Origin of the sequence: Lactobacillus ultunensis DSM 16047 (assembly GCF_001436305.1) — a bacterium.
Classification (GTDB): Bacteria; Bacillota; Bacilli; order Lactobacillales; family Lactobacillaceae; genus Lactobacillus; species Lactobacillus ultunensis.
This window is the reverse complement of sequence record NZ_AZFO01000017.1, coordinates 1-19237: the sequence shown is the minus strand read 5'-3', so window position 1 is coordinate 19237 and position 19237 is coordinate 1. Positions and strand designations below refer to the sequence as shown.

The following is a 19237-nucleotide window of genomic DNA, read 5'->3' as shown; positions in this document are numbered from 1 at the left end:
CTTTTGATTGAAACAGCATATGCTTCAAGTATCGGTAAGGTACGAAAAAGCAATCAAGATTTTGTACAAGTTTTTAAAAATCGCAAAGGGATCACTTTAGCTATCGTTTGTGATGGTATGGGTGGTCATCAAGGTGGGGACGTAGCCTCTACTATGGCAGTCACTCATCTGGGACACAATTTTGGTACGACTGATTTTACAGATGCCAATATTGCTCATAAGTGGTTAGATGTACAATTGAATTCTGAAAATGAAACTATTTTGAAGACCGCTGATAAGTTCCCTGATCTTAATGGGATGGGAACAACCATTGTTTTGGCTTTTGCCTTTGAGAACAAAGCATTAATTGCTCATTTGGGTGATTCTCGCGCTTACAGCTATTCTGAAGGTAAATTTGTGCAATTAACTGAAGATCATTCTTTAGTTAATGAGCTAGTAAAAATGGGTCAGATTACTAAAGAACAAGCTAAGCATCATCCTCAAAAGAATATCATTACTCAGGCATTAGGAGTTTCTAGTACGATAGATCCAGAATTTGATGAAATTAAATTGGCCGATAATGATATTGTTCTGCTTTGTACTGACGGTTTGACCAATTCACTCAGTGATCCTCAAATCCAGCAAATTTTAGCAACCAAGGAATTAAGTTTAAAAGAGCGTTGCAATAAATTAATTAGCGAAGCTAATCGATTAGGTGGTGGTGATAATATTACCGTCTGCCTACTTTGGAACAAGGAGGACGAAGGCAGTGATCGATAAAGGTTATCTGCTTGGTGAGCGCTATCGCATAATTGACACCTTGGGTGAAGGTGGCATGGCTAATGTTTATCTTGCTGAAGATATTATTCTACAGCGAAAAGTAGCTGTAAAAATACTGCGATTAGATTTACAAAATGAACCACAAACGCAAGCACGTTTTCAAAGAGAAGCTTTAGCTACAAGCGAATTAAGTCATCCTAACATTGTATCAGTATTGGATGTTGGGACAGATCATGGTTTGCCATATATGGTAATGGAATATGTTGATGGTCCAGATCTGAAGGAATATATTCGTAAGAATTCCCCTCTTGATTTGCGTGAAGTGATTCGCATTATGGATCAAATCCTAAGTGCAGTTGCTCTTGCTCACAAGCACAATGTAATTCATCGTGATTTAAAACCACAGAACATCTTGATGGATAAGCGAGGCAATATTAAGATTGCTGACTTTGGTATTGCTGTCGCTCTTAATCAAAGTTCGATTACGCAAACTAATTCTGTAATGGGATCAGTGCATTACATGTCGCCTGAGCAGACAAGAGGTGGTCTGGTTACTAAGCAATCAGATATTTATTCTCTGGGAATTATCCTTTATGAGTTAATTACTGGAAAAGTACCTTTTAATGGAGATACACCGGTTTCTATTGCTTTAAAACATGCACAAGAACCAATCCCATCTATTAGAAAGAAGGATAAAAGCGTTCCTCAAGCTTTAGAGAACGTGGTTTTAAAAGCTACAGCCAAAGATCCTCGTGATCGTTATGCATCTGCACAAGCTATGAAAGCTGACCTTGATAGCAGTCTTGATCCAGAACGTAGTGATGAGCCTGTCTTTGTTCCGAATCATGGTAATAGCAATGATAAAACTATTGTTTTGCCAGGATTTAAGCCACAAAAAGCTGAATCTGCTGAAGAACCTAAAAAAGAAGAAAAAGCTGAAGCGGAACCAATTAAGGAGAAAAAGAGTTTTTGGCAAAATGTTAAAGACCACAAATGGTGGTGGATCTTTTCAGTTATTGCAGCTGGATTGATTATCTTTATTATGATTTTTGCTTTAAGCGGCAATAATAAGAAACCACAAGACGTAAATATACCTGATGTAACAAACATAACTGAAAAAGCTGCAGAAAATAAATTAGAAGCAGCTGGTTTGCAGGTCGGTAAGATTATTAGACGTCAATCTGATGATGTTAAGAAAGGTTATGTTATTGCTTCAAAGCCGACAGCAGGAAATAGTGTAAATCGTGGGAAGTCTGTGAACTTAATTGTTTCCAGCGGTTCAAGCATGGTCAAAGTACCTAATGTGGTTGGTCATGATTATGATAAGGCAGCTGAAAAACTCGAAAATCAAGGCTTTGATGTAATTAGGGAAGATCAATATTCTAATAAAATTCCACCTAATGACATTATTTCTCAGAGTATTGCAGCTGGAGTTGAAGTTAAACCAACTCAGACTACGATTACTTTGGTTGTTTCGAAGGGAAAATCTCCGCGTCAAAGAAATAATAGTGTAACGTTAAAAGATTTACGCAACTATTCGTTAAAGGGTGCACAAGATTATGCCAAAGAACACGGCTTAACATTACAGATAAATCAGGAATATTCTGATGATGTGGAAAAGGGCTTGGTAATTTCAATGGATCCAGGTCCAGGGACCAAAGTAGATCGCGGTTCAACGATTACTATTAAGGTTTCACGAGGCCCAAAGAAGGAAAAAGAAACCACTATCACTAAGACTTTCACAGTTAACTATGTTGGTGACAATGTCAATAAGAATGAAAAGCCAGATAACGATAAAGATAATAGTAGCTCATCTAGTGAGTCTAGTGAGAGCAAGGGAGATCATGTTCAGATTTATATCAAAGACGATGATCACTCTTTAAGCAATATTTATCGTGATTATACATAAAGCGAGATATGAGCTTCTCAATTCCATTCTCTATTAAAAATGGTAATGGACAGTTGAGAGTCGTTCGTAATGGTGAAACAATTTTAAATGAAAAGGTAACAAAATAAATGAAACTAGCAGAAGGAACCGTTATTGGTCTAATTGCTGGTTATTATGACGTGGAAACCGCTGCGGGTATCGTGAGAACGCGTGCTCGCGGCGTTTTTCGTCAAAAGAAGCAAAAACCAGCGGTAGGAGATCATGTAGAAATTCAAATTGATGATAAAGGAATGAGTTATCTAGTAAAGATTTTGCCAAGAGTTAATCGAATTGGTCGTCCGGCTGTAGCTAATGTAAGTCATGTTTTACTAGTGATTTCGGCTATAGAGCCTGATTTTTCTTTGGAGTTGTTAGATCGATTTTTAACCTTCTTTTCTTGGCAAAAAGTGCGTGTGACAATTTATTTGTCGAAGGCTGACTTAATCGATGATAAAAAGTTTGAACAAATTTCAGATTTGTTGTCTTATTATCAAAAAATTGGATATCCAGTTTTTACCAATTACCATGACGTACAAAAGCAAATTCCGGGTATGATTGATAAGGATCAGATTTGGACTCTAGCTGGACAATCTGGGGCAGGTAAGTCAACTTTACTTAATCATTTGAAAAAAGACGCAAATCAAGCAACAGGCGCTATTTCAACTAGTTTAAATCGGGGAAAGCATACCACAAGAAAAGTTGAGTTATTTAAATTAGGAAAAGGCTTTTTGGCAGATACGCCTGGGTTTTCATCTATTGATCTGACACCAATTAAAATCAATGAGCTATGCAATTATTTTATTGAGTTTAAACGTGCCAGCAAAAATTGTAAGTTTCGAGGATGTCAGCATTTAAAAGAACCAAAATGTGAAGTTAAAAAATTGCTGGAAGAAGGCAAGATTATGCCAAGCCGCTACGATGATTATTTGGCTATGCGTATGGAGATTACAGAAGGTCGTATGCCTGAGTATTTGAAATGAGATAGGAGTGAAATTATGATCATTGCGCCATCTATTTTGAACGCAGATAATCTAAATTTAGAAGCGAATATTAAAGAAGCAGTTGAAGCAGGAATTAGTAGATTTCATATTGATATCATGGATGGACATTTTGTGCCTAATCTTTCTTTTGGCCCACAGCTGATTAAAGACTTTAAACGAGAATTTCCAATGACTGAAGCTGAAATTCATTTAATGAGCAATAATCCAGATGATTTGGTTCCAGCGTTTGTTGATGCGGGAGCAGACTCTATTGAATTGCATTATGAATCAATGAATGAATCTCAACTTAATTACTGGCTTGATTACTTAGCTTCCAATGGAGTAAGTGCTAATTTAGCTATTAATCCAGATACACAAGTTGAAGTAATTGAAAAATTTTTGACTAAAATTAAACAAGTATTAATTATGTCAGTTCATCCTGGTTTTGGCGGTCAATCTTTTATTACAAAAACTACTGAAAGAATTCAAAAGACAAGAGACATTGTCGATGATATGCCAATTGAGGTTGATGGGGGTATCAACGATCGAACTATTAAGATGGCAAGGGATGCAGGTGCTGATGTATTTGTTGTAGGTTCATATCTTTATGAAGATGGTTCAATTGCCAAACAAGTACACAAATTGGAGAAGGCTATTAATTAATGAAAGCATATGCGTTGTTAGGTGGTCCAACAAATTTATGGCCAAAGAATATAAAACAAACTCTAAAGAATGTACAGGATGATTTAATCGTTGGAGTTGATCGCGGTGCATTGTTTTTAGAAGAAATGGGAATTTTGCCCGACCTCGCAATGGGTGATTTTGATTCCTTACAGAAAAATGATTTAGCTTGGATAGAGAATTCTGTACCGGATGTGCGTTACTCTAATCCGGTGAAGGATTGGACTGATTCTGAATTAATGTTACGGACAGTTTTTCAAGATTATCATATCGATCATTTGACTATTTTCGGAGCAACTGGAGGCCGTCTAGATCATTTTTTAATTAACTTGTTCATGTTGCTTAATCCAGTCGTTCGTCCTTATGCCGAAAAAGTATCACTTATTGATATGCAAAATGTCGTATGCTTTTTTAATGCAGGTAAACATGTTATTTCTAAAAGAGAAGACTATCCTTATATTGGCCTTGCAAGTTTGAGTACAATACAGGATTTTAGTATTCAAGGCGCGCGCTATGAATTAAAGAATTATTCAAGTAATTATCCACGTGTTTTTTCTTCAAATGAATTTCTGCCGGGTAGTAAAGCTTTTGAAATTTCTTTTAAAGATGGTCTGGTTGCGGCAATTTACTCAAAAGATATAGATCGCTTTCATAATCTGTAAAAAAGCGTGTAGAATATGAGTAAAGATATAGAAACGAGGAAGCAAAATGAAATATACTGATTTTGAAAAAGACGTTGCTGACTTTGAAAACGGTCGTTATGAAGCAAGACTTGATCGTGCTAAGAGAAATGTTGAAGATTATATGCATAAGAATCATGTTCATGTTTTTGACAAGAAAAAGAATAAAGAAGTTGCCACTATTAATGGCTTAGCTCGAAATGTTACTTACCAAGATTTAGGCTTGCCAACCAAGCTTGGTGAAATGATTACAGAGTATGCTTATACGCCAATTGATGAAAGAATGGCCGATGAAATTCCTGATGATGACAAGCATCATAATATTATGAAATAACGAAAAAAGAGGACAACTTTTAAAGTTGTCCTCTTTAATTTTTGAAGCAAATTTTTTGCAAAATAAAAACCTCACAGAAGATTCTGTAAGGTTGGTCTATTAGGCACGAGTAACTTTACCAGACTTCAAAGCCTTGGTTGAAACCCATACGCGCTTTGGCTTACCGTCAACAAGAATGCGAACTTTTTGAAGGTTTGGCTTCCAAGCACGACGAGCTGAGTTCATTGAGTGTGAACGTTTGTTACCGAATGTAGTCTTCTTACCTGTTACGTAATCTTTTGCCATTTGCTAAACCTCCTTTGTTTATGGTGTCATTCTTAATTAGAATATCATATGTTTTGGAGCAATTCAACTCTAAAAGAAATTTTTTGAGACGTATTTTGTTTATTGATTATGTTAGTACTATGATAAAATAATAAGCGTATATATAGATAATGAGACGGAGGACAAACATGGCTGTTAAGATCAAGACAAAAGATGGTTTGATTGATATTTCAAACGGTGTAATCGCAACTGTTGTTGGTGGCGCAGCTACGTCTAATTATGGCGTTGTGGGAATGGCTTCTAAGAATGCCATTCGAGATGGCTTTGACGGAATTCTTAATCGCGCAAACTACAAGCGCGGTGTTGTTGTTAAGTCAGAAGATAATGAAATTACTGTTGACGTGTACATTATTGTTGGATACGGACTTAAAATTTCTGAAGTAAGTAAGAATGTTCAAGACAGTGTTAAATTTAATCTTTCTAATCAATTAGGTATTAACACTAAAGCCGTTAATGTAATCGTTCAAAGTGTAAAGGTACTTGACGAATAACGTAAGCGGAGGTTATAAATAGTGGTTTTAAATGAGATAGATAGTAAGCAGTTTAGAGATATGGTACGTGTTGCCACTCATAGAATTGGTAAAAATGCAGAGTTTGTTAACTCATTGAATGTTTTCCCAGTTCCTGATGGCGATACTGGTACTAATATGAATTTGACTATTGAAAGTGGTGCTAAGGCTGTTTCTGAAAATCCAAGCACTAATGTTGGTGATTTAACAGAGAGCTTGGCTAAAGGAATGTTAATGGGTGCCCGTGGTAATAGTGGGGTTATTACTTCACAGTTATTCCGTGGTGTTTACAAAGCAACTCAAGGTATGAAGACCTTAACTGCTCAGGAATTAGCCAATGCCTTTTCAAATGGTGTTGCTACTGCTTATAAAGCTGTTATGAAACCTGTTGAAGGTACTATCTTGACGGTAGCACGTGTTGCTGCACAAGAAGGTGCATCTAAGGCAAATGACACTGATGACGTTACTGAAGTAATGAAGGCCGTGGTTGAGGGTGCTAAAAAGGCCCTTAAGTCCACCCCAGATTTACTTCCAGTATTGAAGCAAGTTGGAGTAGTTGACTCTGGTGGTCAAGGACTTCTCTTCATATACGAAGGATTCTTAGAAGGCTTGCTTGGTGAGAACTTTGCCGATCAATATCAACCTGATGAAGCTGAAATGGATGAAATGATCAATGCAATGCATCATCAATCATCTGTTCAAAGTCAATTAGCTACTCAAGATATTAAGAATGGCTACTGTACTGAGATTATGGTAGATCTTAATGCAGATGTACCTAACAAGAAGAAATTTGATTTGGAAGAGTTCAGAAAGCATTTATCTGGCTTAGGTGATTCTCTTCTTGCAGTATCAGATGGAGAAATTGCTAAGGTTCACGTTCATACTGAACATCCAGGTGATGTTTTCCAATATGGCAGTCAATTTGGTCAATTAGGTAAGATCAAGATTGACAACATGAGAATTCAACATGAGAGTATTGTTGATCAAGATGAGGAACAACAAGAAGCCGTTGATTTTGCTGTAATTGCTGTTGCTTCTGGGAATGGTATCCGCAAACTTTTTGAAAGTGAAGGCGTTAACCGAATTATTTCTGGTGGTCAAACTATGAACCCATCAACTCAAGACTTTATTGATGCTATCAAGAAGTCCGGTGCTAAAAAGGCAATTGTTTTGCCAAATAACGGTAATATTGTGATGGCCGCTAAACAAGCTGCTGAAGTTAGTGACATTCCGGTGGGTATCGTACCAAGCAAGACAATTTCTCAAGGTTTAACTGCTATGCTTTCATTTAACCCAGATGCTTCTGTTGATGAAAACGTAGAGGCGATGTCTGAAGATCTTGATACAGTAGTTTCAGGCGAAGTTACACAAGCTACTCGTGATACTGAAATCGATGATGTAGAAATTCATAAGAACGACTACTTAGGTATTATTGATGGAAACATTAAAGTTGATAATGCTGATTTGATTAAGACGACTACTGAAATGATTGAAAAGATGTTGGATGAAGACTCAGAAATTATTACGATTATGTTTGGTCGTGATTCCAACAAAGAAGAAGCTCAAGAAGTAGTTGACAAGTTGGAAGAAAATCATGATGATCTAGAATTTGAAATTCATGATGGTGGTCAACCTGTATATCATTTCTTAGTATCAGTTGAATAAAATGATAAATAATGCATTATTTGCTCCTGTTACAGATTTAAAAGGTGTAGGGACAAAGACTGCGGCTGATCTAGGAAGCTTAGGTATTTATAGTATCTATGATTTGCTCTTCTACTTTCCATTTCGCTATGATGAATTACAAACTTTACCATTAGATCAAATCATGGATGGTCAAAAAGTAATGTTAAAAGGAATTGTAGCTACTGAACCTTTTGTCAGTCGTTTTGGATATAAGAAGACTCGCTTAAGCTTCAAAATGAGAATTGACCATGATGTAATCATGGTCAATTTTTTTAATCAACCTTGGCTAAAAAATAAGATTGAGATCGGGCAAGAAGTAGCCATTTATGGCAAATATAATGTTGCTCGAGAGAGTCTGTCAGCCTTTAAATTTGTGGCAGCAAAAGAAAATGACAGTGGCATGGCGCCCATTTATCCTGTAAACCGTCATGTTAAACAGAAAAAACTGGTTAATCTGATCAACCTAGCAATCGATAATTTCTTAGATCAAGTACAGGATATTGTTCCGTTACAGATTAGAGAAAAATATCGTTTATTAAAAGATCAGGAAATTATTCAAAAGATGCATCGACCTAAAAATGGTCAGGAAGCAGAAATTGCTAAGAGAAGTGCAATTTTCCGAGAATTTTTCATTTTTGAATTGCAATTGACCTTATTAGCTAGTCATGATGGTAAGCAGGAGGGATATCCTAAGAAATATGATTTAAAAGAAATTGCAAATTTGACGAATTCATTACCGTTTGAGTTATCTAATGATCAAAAGCGTGTAGTCAATGAGATTTTTGCAGATATGCATTCCCCAGGTCAAATGCGGCGTTTGCTTCAAGGAGATGTAGGGTCAGGTAAAACTGTAGTTGCTGTTTATGCAATTTTTGCAGCTATCACGGCTGGATATCAAGCGGCTTTGATGGTACCTACCGAAATCTTGGCAACTCAGCATTTTAAAAAAATAGATGAATTACTTCGGCCACTTGGAGTTCGTGTAGCTCTTTTAACGGGAAATACAAAAACGTTGGAAAGACGGGAAATCTACCGTGAGTTAACTGATGGTACGATTAATGTGGTTATTGGTACTCATGCTTTGATTCAAAAAAATGTGATTTTCAAAAAATTAGGATTAGTTATTATCGATGAACAGCATCGTTTTGGTGTTGGACAAAGGCAAGCTTTGATTAATAAGGGTGATAGACCTGATATTTTAGCTATGACTGCAACGCCTATCCCACGTACATTGGCACTAACCGTGTATGGTGACATGACAGTTTCTGAGATCCATCATTTGCCTGCGGGGAGAAAGCCGATTATTTCTGCTTGGAAAACTAGTAGTCAGATGAAGGAAGTCTATCACTTGATGCATGAACAGCTAGATCAAGGCTTTCAAATTTATGCAGTTACGCCATTGATTACTGAGTCAGAAACCTTAGACTTAAAAAATGCAGAGGAGCTTCATAAAAAGCTAAGTCATGATTTTCCTGATCAAAAAGTTGTGCTTCTGCATGGACAGATGCCGGGACCTAAAAAAGACGAAATTATGACGGCATTTGCCAACGGAGAGATTAACATTTTGGTCACTACTAGTGTCATTGAAGTCGGAGTAGATGTGGCTAATGCTAATATGATGGTTATTTATAACGCTGATCGTTTTGGACTAAGTCAATTACACCAACTTCGTGGTCGGATTGGTCGAGGAATCACTCAGAGTTATTGTGTTTTTGTTGCTGATCCCAAAACTGATTCTGGTAAAGCTAGGATGAAAATTATTGCTGCTACCAATGATGGGTTTAAATTAGCTGAAGAAGATCTAAAAATGCGTGGTGAAGGCGATCTTTTTGGTAAGGCTCAATCAGGTTTGCCTGAATTTCGAGTTGGTGATGTAGTTAATAATTATAATACCCTTGTTGTAGCGCAAAAAGTTGCTCGTTCTTTAGTTAAAAAGGATCCTGAATTATCTGATCCAGAGCACAAGGCTCTTAAGCAAGTGCTAGAATATAAGCAACTGGAACAAAATAGAATTTAGAAAAGATTGTGGTGAGTTTATGAGAACAATTGCGATTGATGCAATGGGTGGAGAAAATGCCCCAGGAGCAATCGTTAAAGCAGTATTAAAAGCAAAAGGCGAGATGCCTGATACTAAGTTTCTACTTTTTGGTGATAAGGAACAGCTGCGCAATTTAATCCCAGCTGATCAAATTAATGATCAATTGGGGGTAGTACCAACGACTGAAGTAATTGCTGATGAAGATGAACCTGTTAAGGCAATTAGAACCAAAAAAGATTCTTCAATGGTAGTTGCGGCTCATTACGTAAAAGAGGGTAAAGCGGATGCGCTTTTATCACTTGGAAATACAGGAGCTCTACTATCTTGTGGCATTTTTATTATTGGTCGTATTAAAGGAATCGTACGTCCAGGTTTAATGCCTACTTTGCCTGTAAAGAATAGTGATGACGGTTTTAATATGGTCGACGTTGGTGCTAATGCTAAAAGTAAGCCAGAATACTTATTACAATGGGCTGAAATGGCCTCGTATTATGTAGAAAAAATTCGCGGTATTGAAAATCCACGCGTTATGCTTTTGAACAATGGAGCTGAAAGCGATAAAGGCGATGATGTTCACCAAAAAGCATATGAACTTTTGAAGAATAGTAAATTAAACTTTCTTGGCAATATTGAAGGTAACGAGTTGATGATCGGCAAAGCCGATGTTGTAGTCACAGATGGCTTCACTGGAAATGCAGCATTGAAGACTATTGAAGGCACATCAAGCGTATTGCTTCATCTCTTGAAAGATAGTCTTTTAGATGGTGGGGTAATGACTAAGCTGGGAGCTTTAATGATTAAGGGATCACTTGCTAGTCTAAAAAGTAAGTTTGATACTGCTAAGTATGGTGGTGCTGTCCTTTTAGGCGTAAATGCTCCAGTTGTTAAAACTCATGGTCGTTCAGATGAGCGTCCAATTTATTACACTTTAAAACAAGTCGACAAGATGATTAAAGAAAATCTTGTAGAAGATTTTAAAGACGAATTTGCTACAAAATAGTAAAATTATTTATTAAAAAGGAGGAAGTCAAATGTCAGAAGAAGAAATTTTTAATAAAATTCAAGGCCTTATTGCTGATAATTTTGATGTTGATAAAGATAAAATTACTGAAAATACCAATTTTATGAATGATTTGGATGCAGATTCAATTGATTTAGTTGAATTTATCTTGCAGCTTGAAGATGAATTTGGTGCGGAAATTCCAGATGATGAAGCTGAAAAGATTAAAACTGTTGGTGATGCAGTTTCATATATTAAATCTCACCAAGGTTAATTTCCTAAAAAAAGCCGGATCGTTATTTGCATACGACCGGCTTTGTGTTTATAATTAGAAAATAAATAGAAAAGATTAAACGGCTTTTAATGAATAAAGTCTTAAATGGAGGAATGACCTTTGGAAAAGCAGAGTGATCTATTGTTAGATATCCAGCACCTGCATACGGCTTACCGTTTGCAAGGGAAATTCTATGATGCTGCGGACGATATCAATTTAACTTTAAAACGCGATGAGATTCTGGCCATTGTTGGTGAATCTGGTTGTGGGAAGAGTACTATCGCTGCAAGTATTATTGGATTATATGACCATAAGAATACGAAAGTTACAGGGGACATTCTTTACAATGAATTAAACCTGGTTGGCTTGAATGAATCATTGTTTAATAAGATTCGTGGGGATAAGATCGGTATGATCTTCCAGGATCCGCTAGCTAGCTTGAATCCATTAATGCGTGTTGGTGATCAAGTTGCAGAAACTCTTTACTATCACACTGATATGGATGAAAAAGCACGTCATGCACGTGTAATTGAATTGTTTAATCAAGTAGGGATGCCTAAGCCAGAAGAAATGTATGAGATGTACCCACACGAATTATCTGGTGGTCTTCGTCAGCGTGTGGTAATTGCGATGGCTATTGCATGTAAACCAGAAGTTATTATTGCTGATGAACCAACTACTGCTTTGGACGTAACTATTCAAGCTCAAATTTTGGATCTACTTGAAGACATTCAAAGACAATCTCATTCAGGTATTATTTTAATTACGCACGACTTGGGTGTTGTAGCTGAAACTGCTGATCAAGTTGCAGTTATGTATGCTGGTCAAATTGTTGAAAAATCTGACGTTAAGACAATTTTTGAAAATCCACTTCATCCATACACCAGATCACTTTTGAACTCAATGCCTCAATCAGATGATAATGATGAGGATTTGCATGTTATTCACGGTACTGTACCATCTCTTAAGAATATGCCTCGTAAGGGTGACCGTTTTGCAGCAAGAATTCCATGGATTCCTGCCAGTGCCCATGAAGAAGATCCACAGGTACATGAAGTTGCACCTGGACATTGGGTGAGATGTACTTGCTGGAAGACATTCCACTTTGAGGACCAGGATAGTACACAAACAGTAACAGCAAGTGGGGAGTAGTTTATGGCAAAAGAAATAATTCAAATCAAAGATTTAAAAGTCTATTACCCAATTCGCTCCGGTTTTTGGAACAGAATTACTGATTATGTTCGAGCTGTTGATGGTGTTAACTTTTCAATTGGCGAAGGTGAAACCTATGGTTTGATTGGTGAATCAGGTTCTGGTAAATCAACTACTGGTAAAGCGATTGTTGGGGTTGAAAAAGTTACGAGTGGTCAAATTATGTACAAAGGCTTGGACGTAACTAAGGCAAGCAATCGTAAGAAACTTGACTACAACAAGGATGTCCAGATGATTTTCCAGGATTCAATGTCCAGTTTGAACCCAAGAAAGAGAATTGAAGATATTATTGCTGAGCCAATTAGAAACTTTGAAAATTTGACTACAGATCAAGAACGTGATCGTGTTCAGGAACTTCTTGATATTGTAGGGATGCCTAGTGATGCTATCTACAAGTATCCTCATGAATTCTCAGGTGGTCAGCGTCAAAGAATTGGTGTTGCTCGTGCCGTAGCTACTAATCCTAAGCTGATTGTAGCTGATGAACCAACAAGTGCTTTGGACTTATCAGTTCAAGCACAGGTTTTGAACTTCATGAAGCACATTCAACAACAATACAATATCGCTTATCTATTTATTTCTCATGACCTGGGTGTTGTTAAGCACATGTCAGAGAACTTAGCAATTATGCACCGTGGTCGTCTGGTTGAATTGGGCAGTCGTGATGAAATTTATAAGCACCCAATTCATATCTACACTAAGCGTCTTCTTTCTGCTATTCCAAAGGTTGATGTAGAGCATCGTGAAGAACACAAGAAGCACCGTGAACAGGTTGAAAAGGAATTCGAAGATAATCAAAGCAAGTGGTATGACAAGGATGGCCGTGTATATCCACTTCAAAAAGTTGCTCCAAACCACTGGGTAGCTTTACCAAAAGATATGGCTCAAGAAGCTAAGCTTGAAGAACGAGAAGAAAAGGAGAGTGATTAAGCATGTGGAAAACAATCTTACGTCGTTTGTTAATCATGATCCCTCAATTGATCATTTTGAGTTTGCTCGTCTTCCTGCTCGCTAAGATGATGCCTGGTGACCCATTTAGTGGATCAATTAACCCTAACACTGACCCTAAGCAAATTGATGCTTTGAGAAGAGCTGCAGGTTTGTATGATCCGTGGTATGTCCAATACTTTAGATGGGTGGGTAACCTGTTCCATGGTGACCTTGGTACAAGTTATATCCAACACGTTCCAGTAGTTTCATTAATTGCTGATCGTGCCAGCAACACCTTCTGGTTGTCACTTTTGACCACCATTTTGACTTATAGTATTGCGATTCCTCTTGGTATTACTGCTGGTCGTCACCAAGATGAATGGCAAGATACTTCTGTACAAATCTTTAACTATATTACTTTAGCTACACCTGGTTTTGTATTCTACATCTTAGGTTTGTGGTTATTCGGTTTTACTTTGGGTTGGTTCCCAATTTCAGGTTCTGTTTCAGCTAATGCATCCGGATTCTGGGGCGTATTTGGCAGTAGACTTTACCACATGATTTTGCCAGCTATCTTGTATGCTTTGATTACTACCACTTTTACAGTTCAATACTTGAGAACTGGTATCGTTGACAACAAGGTTGAAGACTACGTAAGAACTGCTCGTAGTAAAGGTGTTCCTGAAAATGTTGTATTCCATAAGCATATTTTGAGAAACTCACTATTACCAATCGCTGCATTCTTAGGTAACACTATTACCGGTCTTCTTAGTGGTTCAATGATTATTGAAAGTGTCTTCAGTTATCCTGGTATGGGTAAGTTGTTCCTTGACTCAATCAGTCAACGTGACTACACTACTTTAACTGCTTTGATTCTGATCTTTGGTATTTTGACTCTGATTGGTAACTTGTTATCAGATATCATCATGAGTATTATTGATCCACGTATTAGAATTCAATAGGGAGGAGAGAAGAAATGGCTGATAAGAAAGAAAACAAAAAAGATGTTAAAGAAAAGGCTACTCTCCCACCTTCTGGTTTTAAGGTAGCTGTACGTGAAATTTTACGTTCAAAGTCAGCTTGTGCTGCTTTGATTATCATTGTATTGATTTTATTACTCACTTTCGGTGGTTCACTCTTCTTGAATAGAGCACAAATTACTGAAATGAACATTGCCGATGCCTACTATGGCTGGGGTGAAGGCGGACACCTGTTAGGTACTGATGATGGTGGTCGTGATATTTTGAAACTGCTCATTATGGGTGGACGTAACTCTATCATGATTGGTATCTCAGTTACTGTAATTACTGAAATTGTTGGTTTAATTGTTGGTCTAGTTTCAGGTTACTACGGTGGCGTAATTGATGTTATTATCATGAGAATAGTTGATTTCATTCAGATTTTGCCACAAATGCCAATTATCATTGTTTTAACTACAGTTATTCCTCACTACAATGCCGTAACTTTGGTATTCTTAATTGCGATGTTCGGGTGGACGACGACGGCGCGTTACTACCGTTCATTCATTTTGTCACAGCGTGATCGTGATTATGTTTTGGCTTCGAAAACTTCTGGTTCATCCAACTTCCAAATTATGTTCCGTGAAGTTTTGCCAAACATTACATCAATGATTATCATCGACGTTGTTTTGACTATTGCTGGTAACATTGGTATTGAAACTAGTTTATCCTTCTTGGGTTATGGTTTACCAACTACAACACCATCACTTGGTACTTTAATTGGATTCGCTGATGACCCAGTTAACGTTATTAACCGTCCATGGCTTTGGCTCCCAGCCACAATTTTACTTTTGGTAATTTCATTGAGTATTAACTATGTTGGTCGTGCTCTTCAGCGTGCTGGTGATGCAAGACAACGTGAAAATTAATATATTAATAAATACATTAAAACAGCTCTATCGTAAGGTAGAGCTGTTTTTGCGTGATCATAATAATAAAGTTATGTTAGTAAAATAAAATAAAAATTAAAATTAATTTCATAAAACTATTGAAAAACTAATATAACGTGGTATTATTTAATCATCAACTTGATTCAAAAATTATAGAAAAGAAATAAGTTCATAGAAATATGTCCTAGATGGAGGAATAATATATGAAATTATCAAAAGTTTTAGGTTCCGTAGGAGTTGTATCTGCTGCTGCCTTAGCATTGGTAGCTTGTGGTAAAAGTGGACAAAATAATAATTCCAACGCTAAAGAAGCAAAGAAGTTCCCAACAGCAACACCAAAGAAAGCTACCAAGCAAGGTGGTACTGTTACAGTAGCCTTGGAAACAGATACTCCATTTACTGGAATCTTTTCTGATGAATTATCTACTTCAGCTTATGATTCAAGCGTAGCTGCCCCAGGTGAAGAATCATTGTTTGACACTGATGATCAATATAAGATTAATGATAAAGGTGCTGCTACTATGAAGCTTGATCGTAAGGCCAAGACAGTAACTATTACTGTTAAGAAGGGTGTTAAGTGGTCAGACGGTAAGCAAGTAAATGCTAAGGACCTTGAATACCCATACGAAATCTTGGCTAACAAGAAGACTCAAGCTCAACGTTATGATTCAACTCTTGAAGACATTGAAGGTATGAAGGAATACCACGAAGGAAAAGCTAAGACTATTTCTGGTATTGAAATGCCTGATGGCGAGAATGGTCGTACCATTGTAATTCACTTTAAGCAAATGAAACCAAGTATGTACTTCAGTGGTAATGGTTGCTTCTGGGAATCAGCTGCACCATACCATTACTTAAAGGATGTTCCATTTAACAAGCTTCAATCATGTGATCAAATTAGAAAGAAGCCTTTATACTTTGGTCCGTTTAAGCTTGATAAGCTTGTTCGTGGTCAATCAGTAACTTGGGTTCCAAACAAGTACTACTGGAGAGGTAAACCAAAGCTTAACAAGGTTGTTATTCAAGTAGTTAGTCCTAACTCAGCTTCACAAGCTATTAAGAGTCACAAGTTCGATATTGCTAGCGTAATTAACTCACAATGGCAACAAGTTAAGAATACTAAGAACGTTAACTGGGTTGCTCAAGTTCCATTAGCATATTCATACCTTGGCTTCAAGGTAGGTAAGTTCGATGCCAAGGCTGGCAAGAACGTAATGAATAAAGACTCCAAGGTTGCTAATAAGTCATTACGTCAAGCTATTGCTTATGCAATGAACGTCGATGCAGTTAACAAACGTTATACTCAAGGATTGAGTTTCCATATCAAGACTTTGATTCCTGAAGGCTTTGGTGCTTACCACGATAGCTCAGTTAAGGGCTATGACTACAACCTTAAGAAAGCTAACCAATTATTGGACAAGGCTGGTTACAAGAAGAAGGGTAAGTGGCGTGTACAACCTAATGGCAAGCCATTAGTACTTCACTTTGCAACCATGTCAGGTTCACCAAACGCTGAAGCTATTGCTCAAAACTACTTGCAACAATGGCACAAGATCGGTCTTAACGTTAAGTTAACCGGTGGTCGTTTGATGGAATTTAACTCATTCTACGACAAAGTTCAAAATGATTCTAAGGACATTGACTTCTTCCAAGCTGGTTGGCAATTAGCTTCTGAACCATCACAAGGTAGTATGTACGGTGAAACTTCACCAATGAACTACGAACGTTTTGCAACTCCAGAAAACAACAAGTTGCTTGAAGAAATGAACTCACAAAAGTCATTTGATACTAAATACCGTGTAAAGGTATTCCATGAATGGCAACAATACATGAATGATCAAGCATTCGTAGTTCCATTGAGCAACTCATACAGCATTAATGCTGTAAACAGTAAGTTGACTGGCTACTCAACTAAACCATCACAAAACAACAACGGTCACCAATTATGGTACCAAGTTGGTTACGCTAAGTAATTTATCCAAATTAGTAAAAAATTCTCCAAATTCTAAACAATAAATAATCCTTTACATAAACTTTCATATTAAAATCTAATAACTAACATAAAAAGCGACAGATATCTTAAAAAAGATACCTGTCGTTTTCATGCTATTGTAACTTTTTTGTAATAGTGATAATATGAACTAGTCAACTTGTTCCATGTATTGGAGGAATTTTACTAATGAAAAAGGCAAAACTTTTTGCTGGTATTACACTTTTATCAGGTGTCGCACTTACATTAGCTGCTTGTGGTAAGTCAGGTTCTAATGCAAACGAAGCTTCAACTGCTGCTAAATTTAGTTCAGCAGTTCCAACTAAGGCTGCCAAGAATGGTGGTACTGTTAAAGTTGCTGTTGAAACTGATACCCCATTTACTGGTATCTTCAACGATGAACTCTCAACTTCTGCAACTGATACTGAAGTAATGCAATATGGTGCTGAATCACTCTTCTCTACTGACGACCACTATGTTTTCACTGACAAGGGTGCAGCTACTATTAAGATCGACCAAAAGGCTAAGACGGCAACTATTAACATCAAGAAGGGTGTTAAGTGGTCAGATGGTAAGCAAGTAACTGCTAAGGATTATGAATATGCTTACGAGATCATTGCTAACAAAGAATCTAAGTCGCAACGTTACACTGCTGCTTTAGCTGACTTAGTTGGTTTGGAAGAATACCATGAAGGTAAGTCTAATAAGATTTCTGGTATTGAAATGCCAGATGGTGAAAATGGCCGCAAGGTTGTTCTTCACTTTAAGACTATGAAGCCTGGTATGAACACCAGCGGTAATGGTTATATCTGGGAAGTTGCTGCTCCATACCACTACTTGAAGGATGTTAAATTCAAGGACTTGATGTCAAGCGATAAGATCCGTAAGAGACCTTTGTTCTTTGGTCCATACAAGCTTGAAAAAGTTATTCGTGGTCAATCTGTTACTTGGGTACCTAACAAATATTACTACAAGGGTAAGCCAAAGCTATCAAAGATCACTGCTTCTGTAATTAACCCTAATTCAGTTGCTCAAAGTATTAAGTCCAATAAGTTCGATGTTATTCAAGTTGTCAACTCACAATGGCAAAATGTTAAGAATACTAAGGGCGTTAACTTTATCGCTACTGTTCCACTTTCATACTCATACCTTGGCTTTAAAGTAGGTAAGTGGGATGCTAAGAAGGGCGAAAATGTTATGAATCCTAATTCCAAGATGAATAACAAGGCTCTTCGCCAAGCTATTGGTTACGGTATGAACGTTGATCAAGTAGCTAAACGTTATACTTATGGCTTAAGCTTTAGAGTTCCGACTTTAATTCCAAAGCAATTTGGTGACTACTTCGATAAAGATGTCAAGGGCTACTCTTACAATATTAAGAAGGGTAACGAAATTTTGGACAAAGCTGGCTTCAAGAAGAAGGGCACTTATCGTGTACAACCTAATGGTAAGCCTTTAACTATTCGTCTTGCTGCTATGACTGGTAGTTCTAACCAAGAACCAATCGTTCAAAACTATATCCAACAATGGAAGAAGGAAGGTTTGAACGTTAAGTTGACTGGTGGTCGTTTGATCGAATTCAACTCATTCTATGACAAGGTTCAAAACGATGATCCATCAGTTGATATGTTTATGGGTGCTTGGTCACTTTCAAGTGAACCATCACCAAATGACCTTTACAGTCAAAAGGCTCCAATGAACTATTCACGTTTCGTAACCAAGAAGAATAATCAACTTCTTGAAGAAATGGACTCACAAAAGGCCTTCAACCATCAATACAGAGTGGACAAATTCCATGAATGGCAAAAATACATGGATGACGAAGCTTACGTTATTCCAGTTTCAAATAGCTACACTATTACTGCAGTTAACAAGAAACTTACTGGCTATTCACTTAAGCCATCACATTCAATGGGTAATGGTTTCCCTAACTGGTACAATGTAGCTTACGCCAAGTAAGATAAAATATAAATTTTCTAAAAGTGTCTGGGAAAAAACTAACCC

General features: G+C 37.1%; 17 protein-coding genes and 1 pseudogene. 17 read left to right on the top strand and 1 reads right to left on the bottom strand.

The features are described from left to right. Nucleotides 1-3: 3 nt before the first annotated feature. The 6 genes and pseudogenes from FC57_RS06075 to FC57_RS06050 all read left to right on the top strand — a co-directional run bounded on the left by FC57_RS06075 (nucleotide 4) and on the right by FC57_RS06050 (nucleotide 5361). Nucleotides 4-759: a Stp1/IreP family PP2C-type Ser/Thr phosphatase gene (locus FC57_RS06075; RefSeq protein WP_040529424.1), complete on the top strand. Its 756-nt coding sequence runs from the start codon at nucleotides 4-6 to the stop codon at nucleotides 757-759. Then, a pseudogene (gene pknB, locus FC57_RS06070) lies at nucleotides 749-2775 on the top strand (Stk1 family PASTA domain-containing Ser/Thr kinase). The gene FC57_RS06075 and the pseudogene pknB overlap by 11 nt, the downstream one beginning before the upstream one ends. Then, complete coding sequence (rsgA, locus tag FC57_RS06065) at nucleotides 2776-3666, top strand: ribosome small subunit-dependent GTPase A (RefSeq protein WP_007125364.1); 891 nt, start codon at nucleotides 2776-2778, stop codon at nucleotides 3664-3666. It begins immediately after the preceding pseudogene. A 15-nt stretch (nucleotides 3667-3681) separates the two neighbouring features. Further along, nucleotides 3682-4329 carry a ribulose-phosphate 3-epimerase gene (gene rpe / locus FC57_RS06060; protein ID WP_007125365.1) on the top strand — a complete coding sequence of 216 codons (648 nt, stop codon included), beginning with the start codon at nucleotides 3682-3684 and terminating at the stop codon, nucleotides 4327-4329. After that, a complete protein-coding gene (locus FC57_RS06055; protein ID WP_007125366.1) occupies nucleotides 4329-5009 on the top strand; it encodes a thiamine diphosphokinase in 681 nt (226 codons plus the stop codon). The genes rpe and FC57_RS06055 overlap by 1 nt, the downstream gene beginning before the upstream one ends. Nucleotides 5010-5055: 46 nt before the next feature. Beyond that, the gene (locus tag FC57_RS06050) at nucleotides 5056-5361 is read left to right on the top strand and encodes a hypothetical protein (protein ID WP_007125367.1); all 306 of its coding nucleotides are present in this window, start codon (nucleotides 5056-5058) and stop codon (nucleotides 5359-5361) included. A 99-nt stretch (nucleotides 5362-5460) separates the two neighbouring features. Here FC57_RS06050 and rpmB read toward each other — a convergent pair whose 3' ends face one another. Continuing rightward, complete coding sequence (gene rpmB, locus FC57_RS06045; RefSeq protein ID WP_007125368.1) at nucleotides 5461-5646, bottom strand: 50S ribosomal protein L28; 186 nt, start codon at nucleotides 5644-5646, stop codon at nucleotides 5461-5463. Between the two features lie 167 nt (nucleotides 5647-5813). On the opposite strand from rpmB, the gene FC57_RS06040 reads away from it, so the two are divergent. The 11 genes from FC57_RS06040 to FC57_RS05990 all read left to right on the top strand — a co-directional run bounded on the left by FC57_RS06040 (nucleotide 5814) and on the right by FC57_RS05990 (nucleotide 19192). Then, entirely contained in the window at nucleotides 5814-6176 is a 363-nt protein-coding gene (locus FC57_RS06040; RefSeq protein ID WP_003547910.1) for an Asp23/Gls24 family envelope stress response protein, read from the top strand. Between the two features lie 21 nt (nucleotides 6177-6197). Next, on the top strand, nucleotides 6198-7859 hold the full coding sequence (locus FC57_RS06035) for a DAK2 domain-containing protein (RefSeq protein WP_007125369.1): 1662 nt from the start codon (nucleotides 6198-6200) through the stop codon (nucleotides 7857-7859). 1 nt (nucleotide 7860) lies between these two features. Further along, entirely contained in the window at nucleotides 7861-9897 is a 2037-nt protein-coding gene (recG, locus tag FC57_RS06030; RefSeq protein ID WP_040529425.1) for an ATP-dependent DNA helicase RecG, read from the top strand. A 19-nt stretch (nucleotides 9898-9916) separates the two neighbouring features. Then, complete coding sequence (gene plsX / locus FC57_RS06025) at nucleotides 9917-10918, top strand: phosphate acyltransferase PlsX (protein WP_007125371.1); 1002 nt, start codon at nucleotides 9917-9919, stop codon at nucleotides 10916-10918. Between the two features lie 31 nt (nucleotides 10919-10949). Continuing rightward, entirely contained in the window at nucleotides 10950-11192 is a 243-nt protein-coding gene (gene acpP, locus FC57_RS06020) for an acyl carrier protein (protein ID WP_007125372.1), read from the top strand. Between the two features lie 120 nt (nucleotides 11193-11312). Next, a complete protein-coding gene (locus FC57_RS06015) occupies nucleotides 11313-12344 on the top strand; it encodes an ABC transporter ATP-binding protein (protein ID WP_007125373.1) in 1032 nt (343 codons plus the stop codon). Nucleotides 12345-12347: 3 nt separating this feature from the next. Beyond that, nucleotides 12348-13334, top strand: a complete 987-nt coding sequence (locus FC57_RS06010) for an ATP-binding cassette domain-containing protein (RefSeq protein WP_007125374.1) — start codon at nucleotides 12348-12350, stop codon at nucleotides 13332-13334. A 2-nt stretch (nucleotides 13335-13336) separates the two neighbouring features. Beyond that, complete coding sequence (opp4B, locus tag FC57_RS06005) at nucleotides 13337-14296, top strand: oligopeptide ABC transporter permease (protein WP_040529369.1); 960 nt, start codon at nucleotides 13337-13339, stop codon at nucleotides 14294-14296. 14 nt (nucleotides 14297-14310) lie between these two features. After that, nucleotides 14311-15222, top strand: coding sequence for an ABC transporter permease (locus FC57_RS06000; protein ID WP_007125376.1), 912 nt, complete (start codon nucleotides 14311-14313; stop codon nucleotides 15220-15222). 224 nt (nucleotides 15223-15446) lie between these two features. Then, nucleotides 15447-17216 carry an oligopeptide ABC transporter substrate-binding protein gene (locus tag FC57_RS05995; protein WP_007125377.1) on the top strand — a complete coding sequence of 590 codons (1770 nt, stop codon included), beginning with the start codon at nucleotides 15447-15449 and terminating at the stop codon, nucleotides 17214-17216. Nucleotides 17217-17422: 206 nt separating this feature from the next. Beyond that, nucleotides 17423-19192 carry an oligopeptide ABC transporter substrate-binding protein gene (locus FC57_RS05990; protein ID WP_007125378.1) on the top strand — a complete coding sequence of 590 codons (1770 nt, stop codon included), beginning with the start codon at nucleotides 17423-17425 and terminating at the stop codon, nucleotides 19190-19192. Nucleotides 19193-19237: the final 45 nt, after the last annotated feature.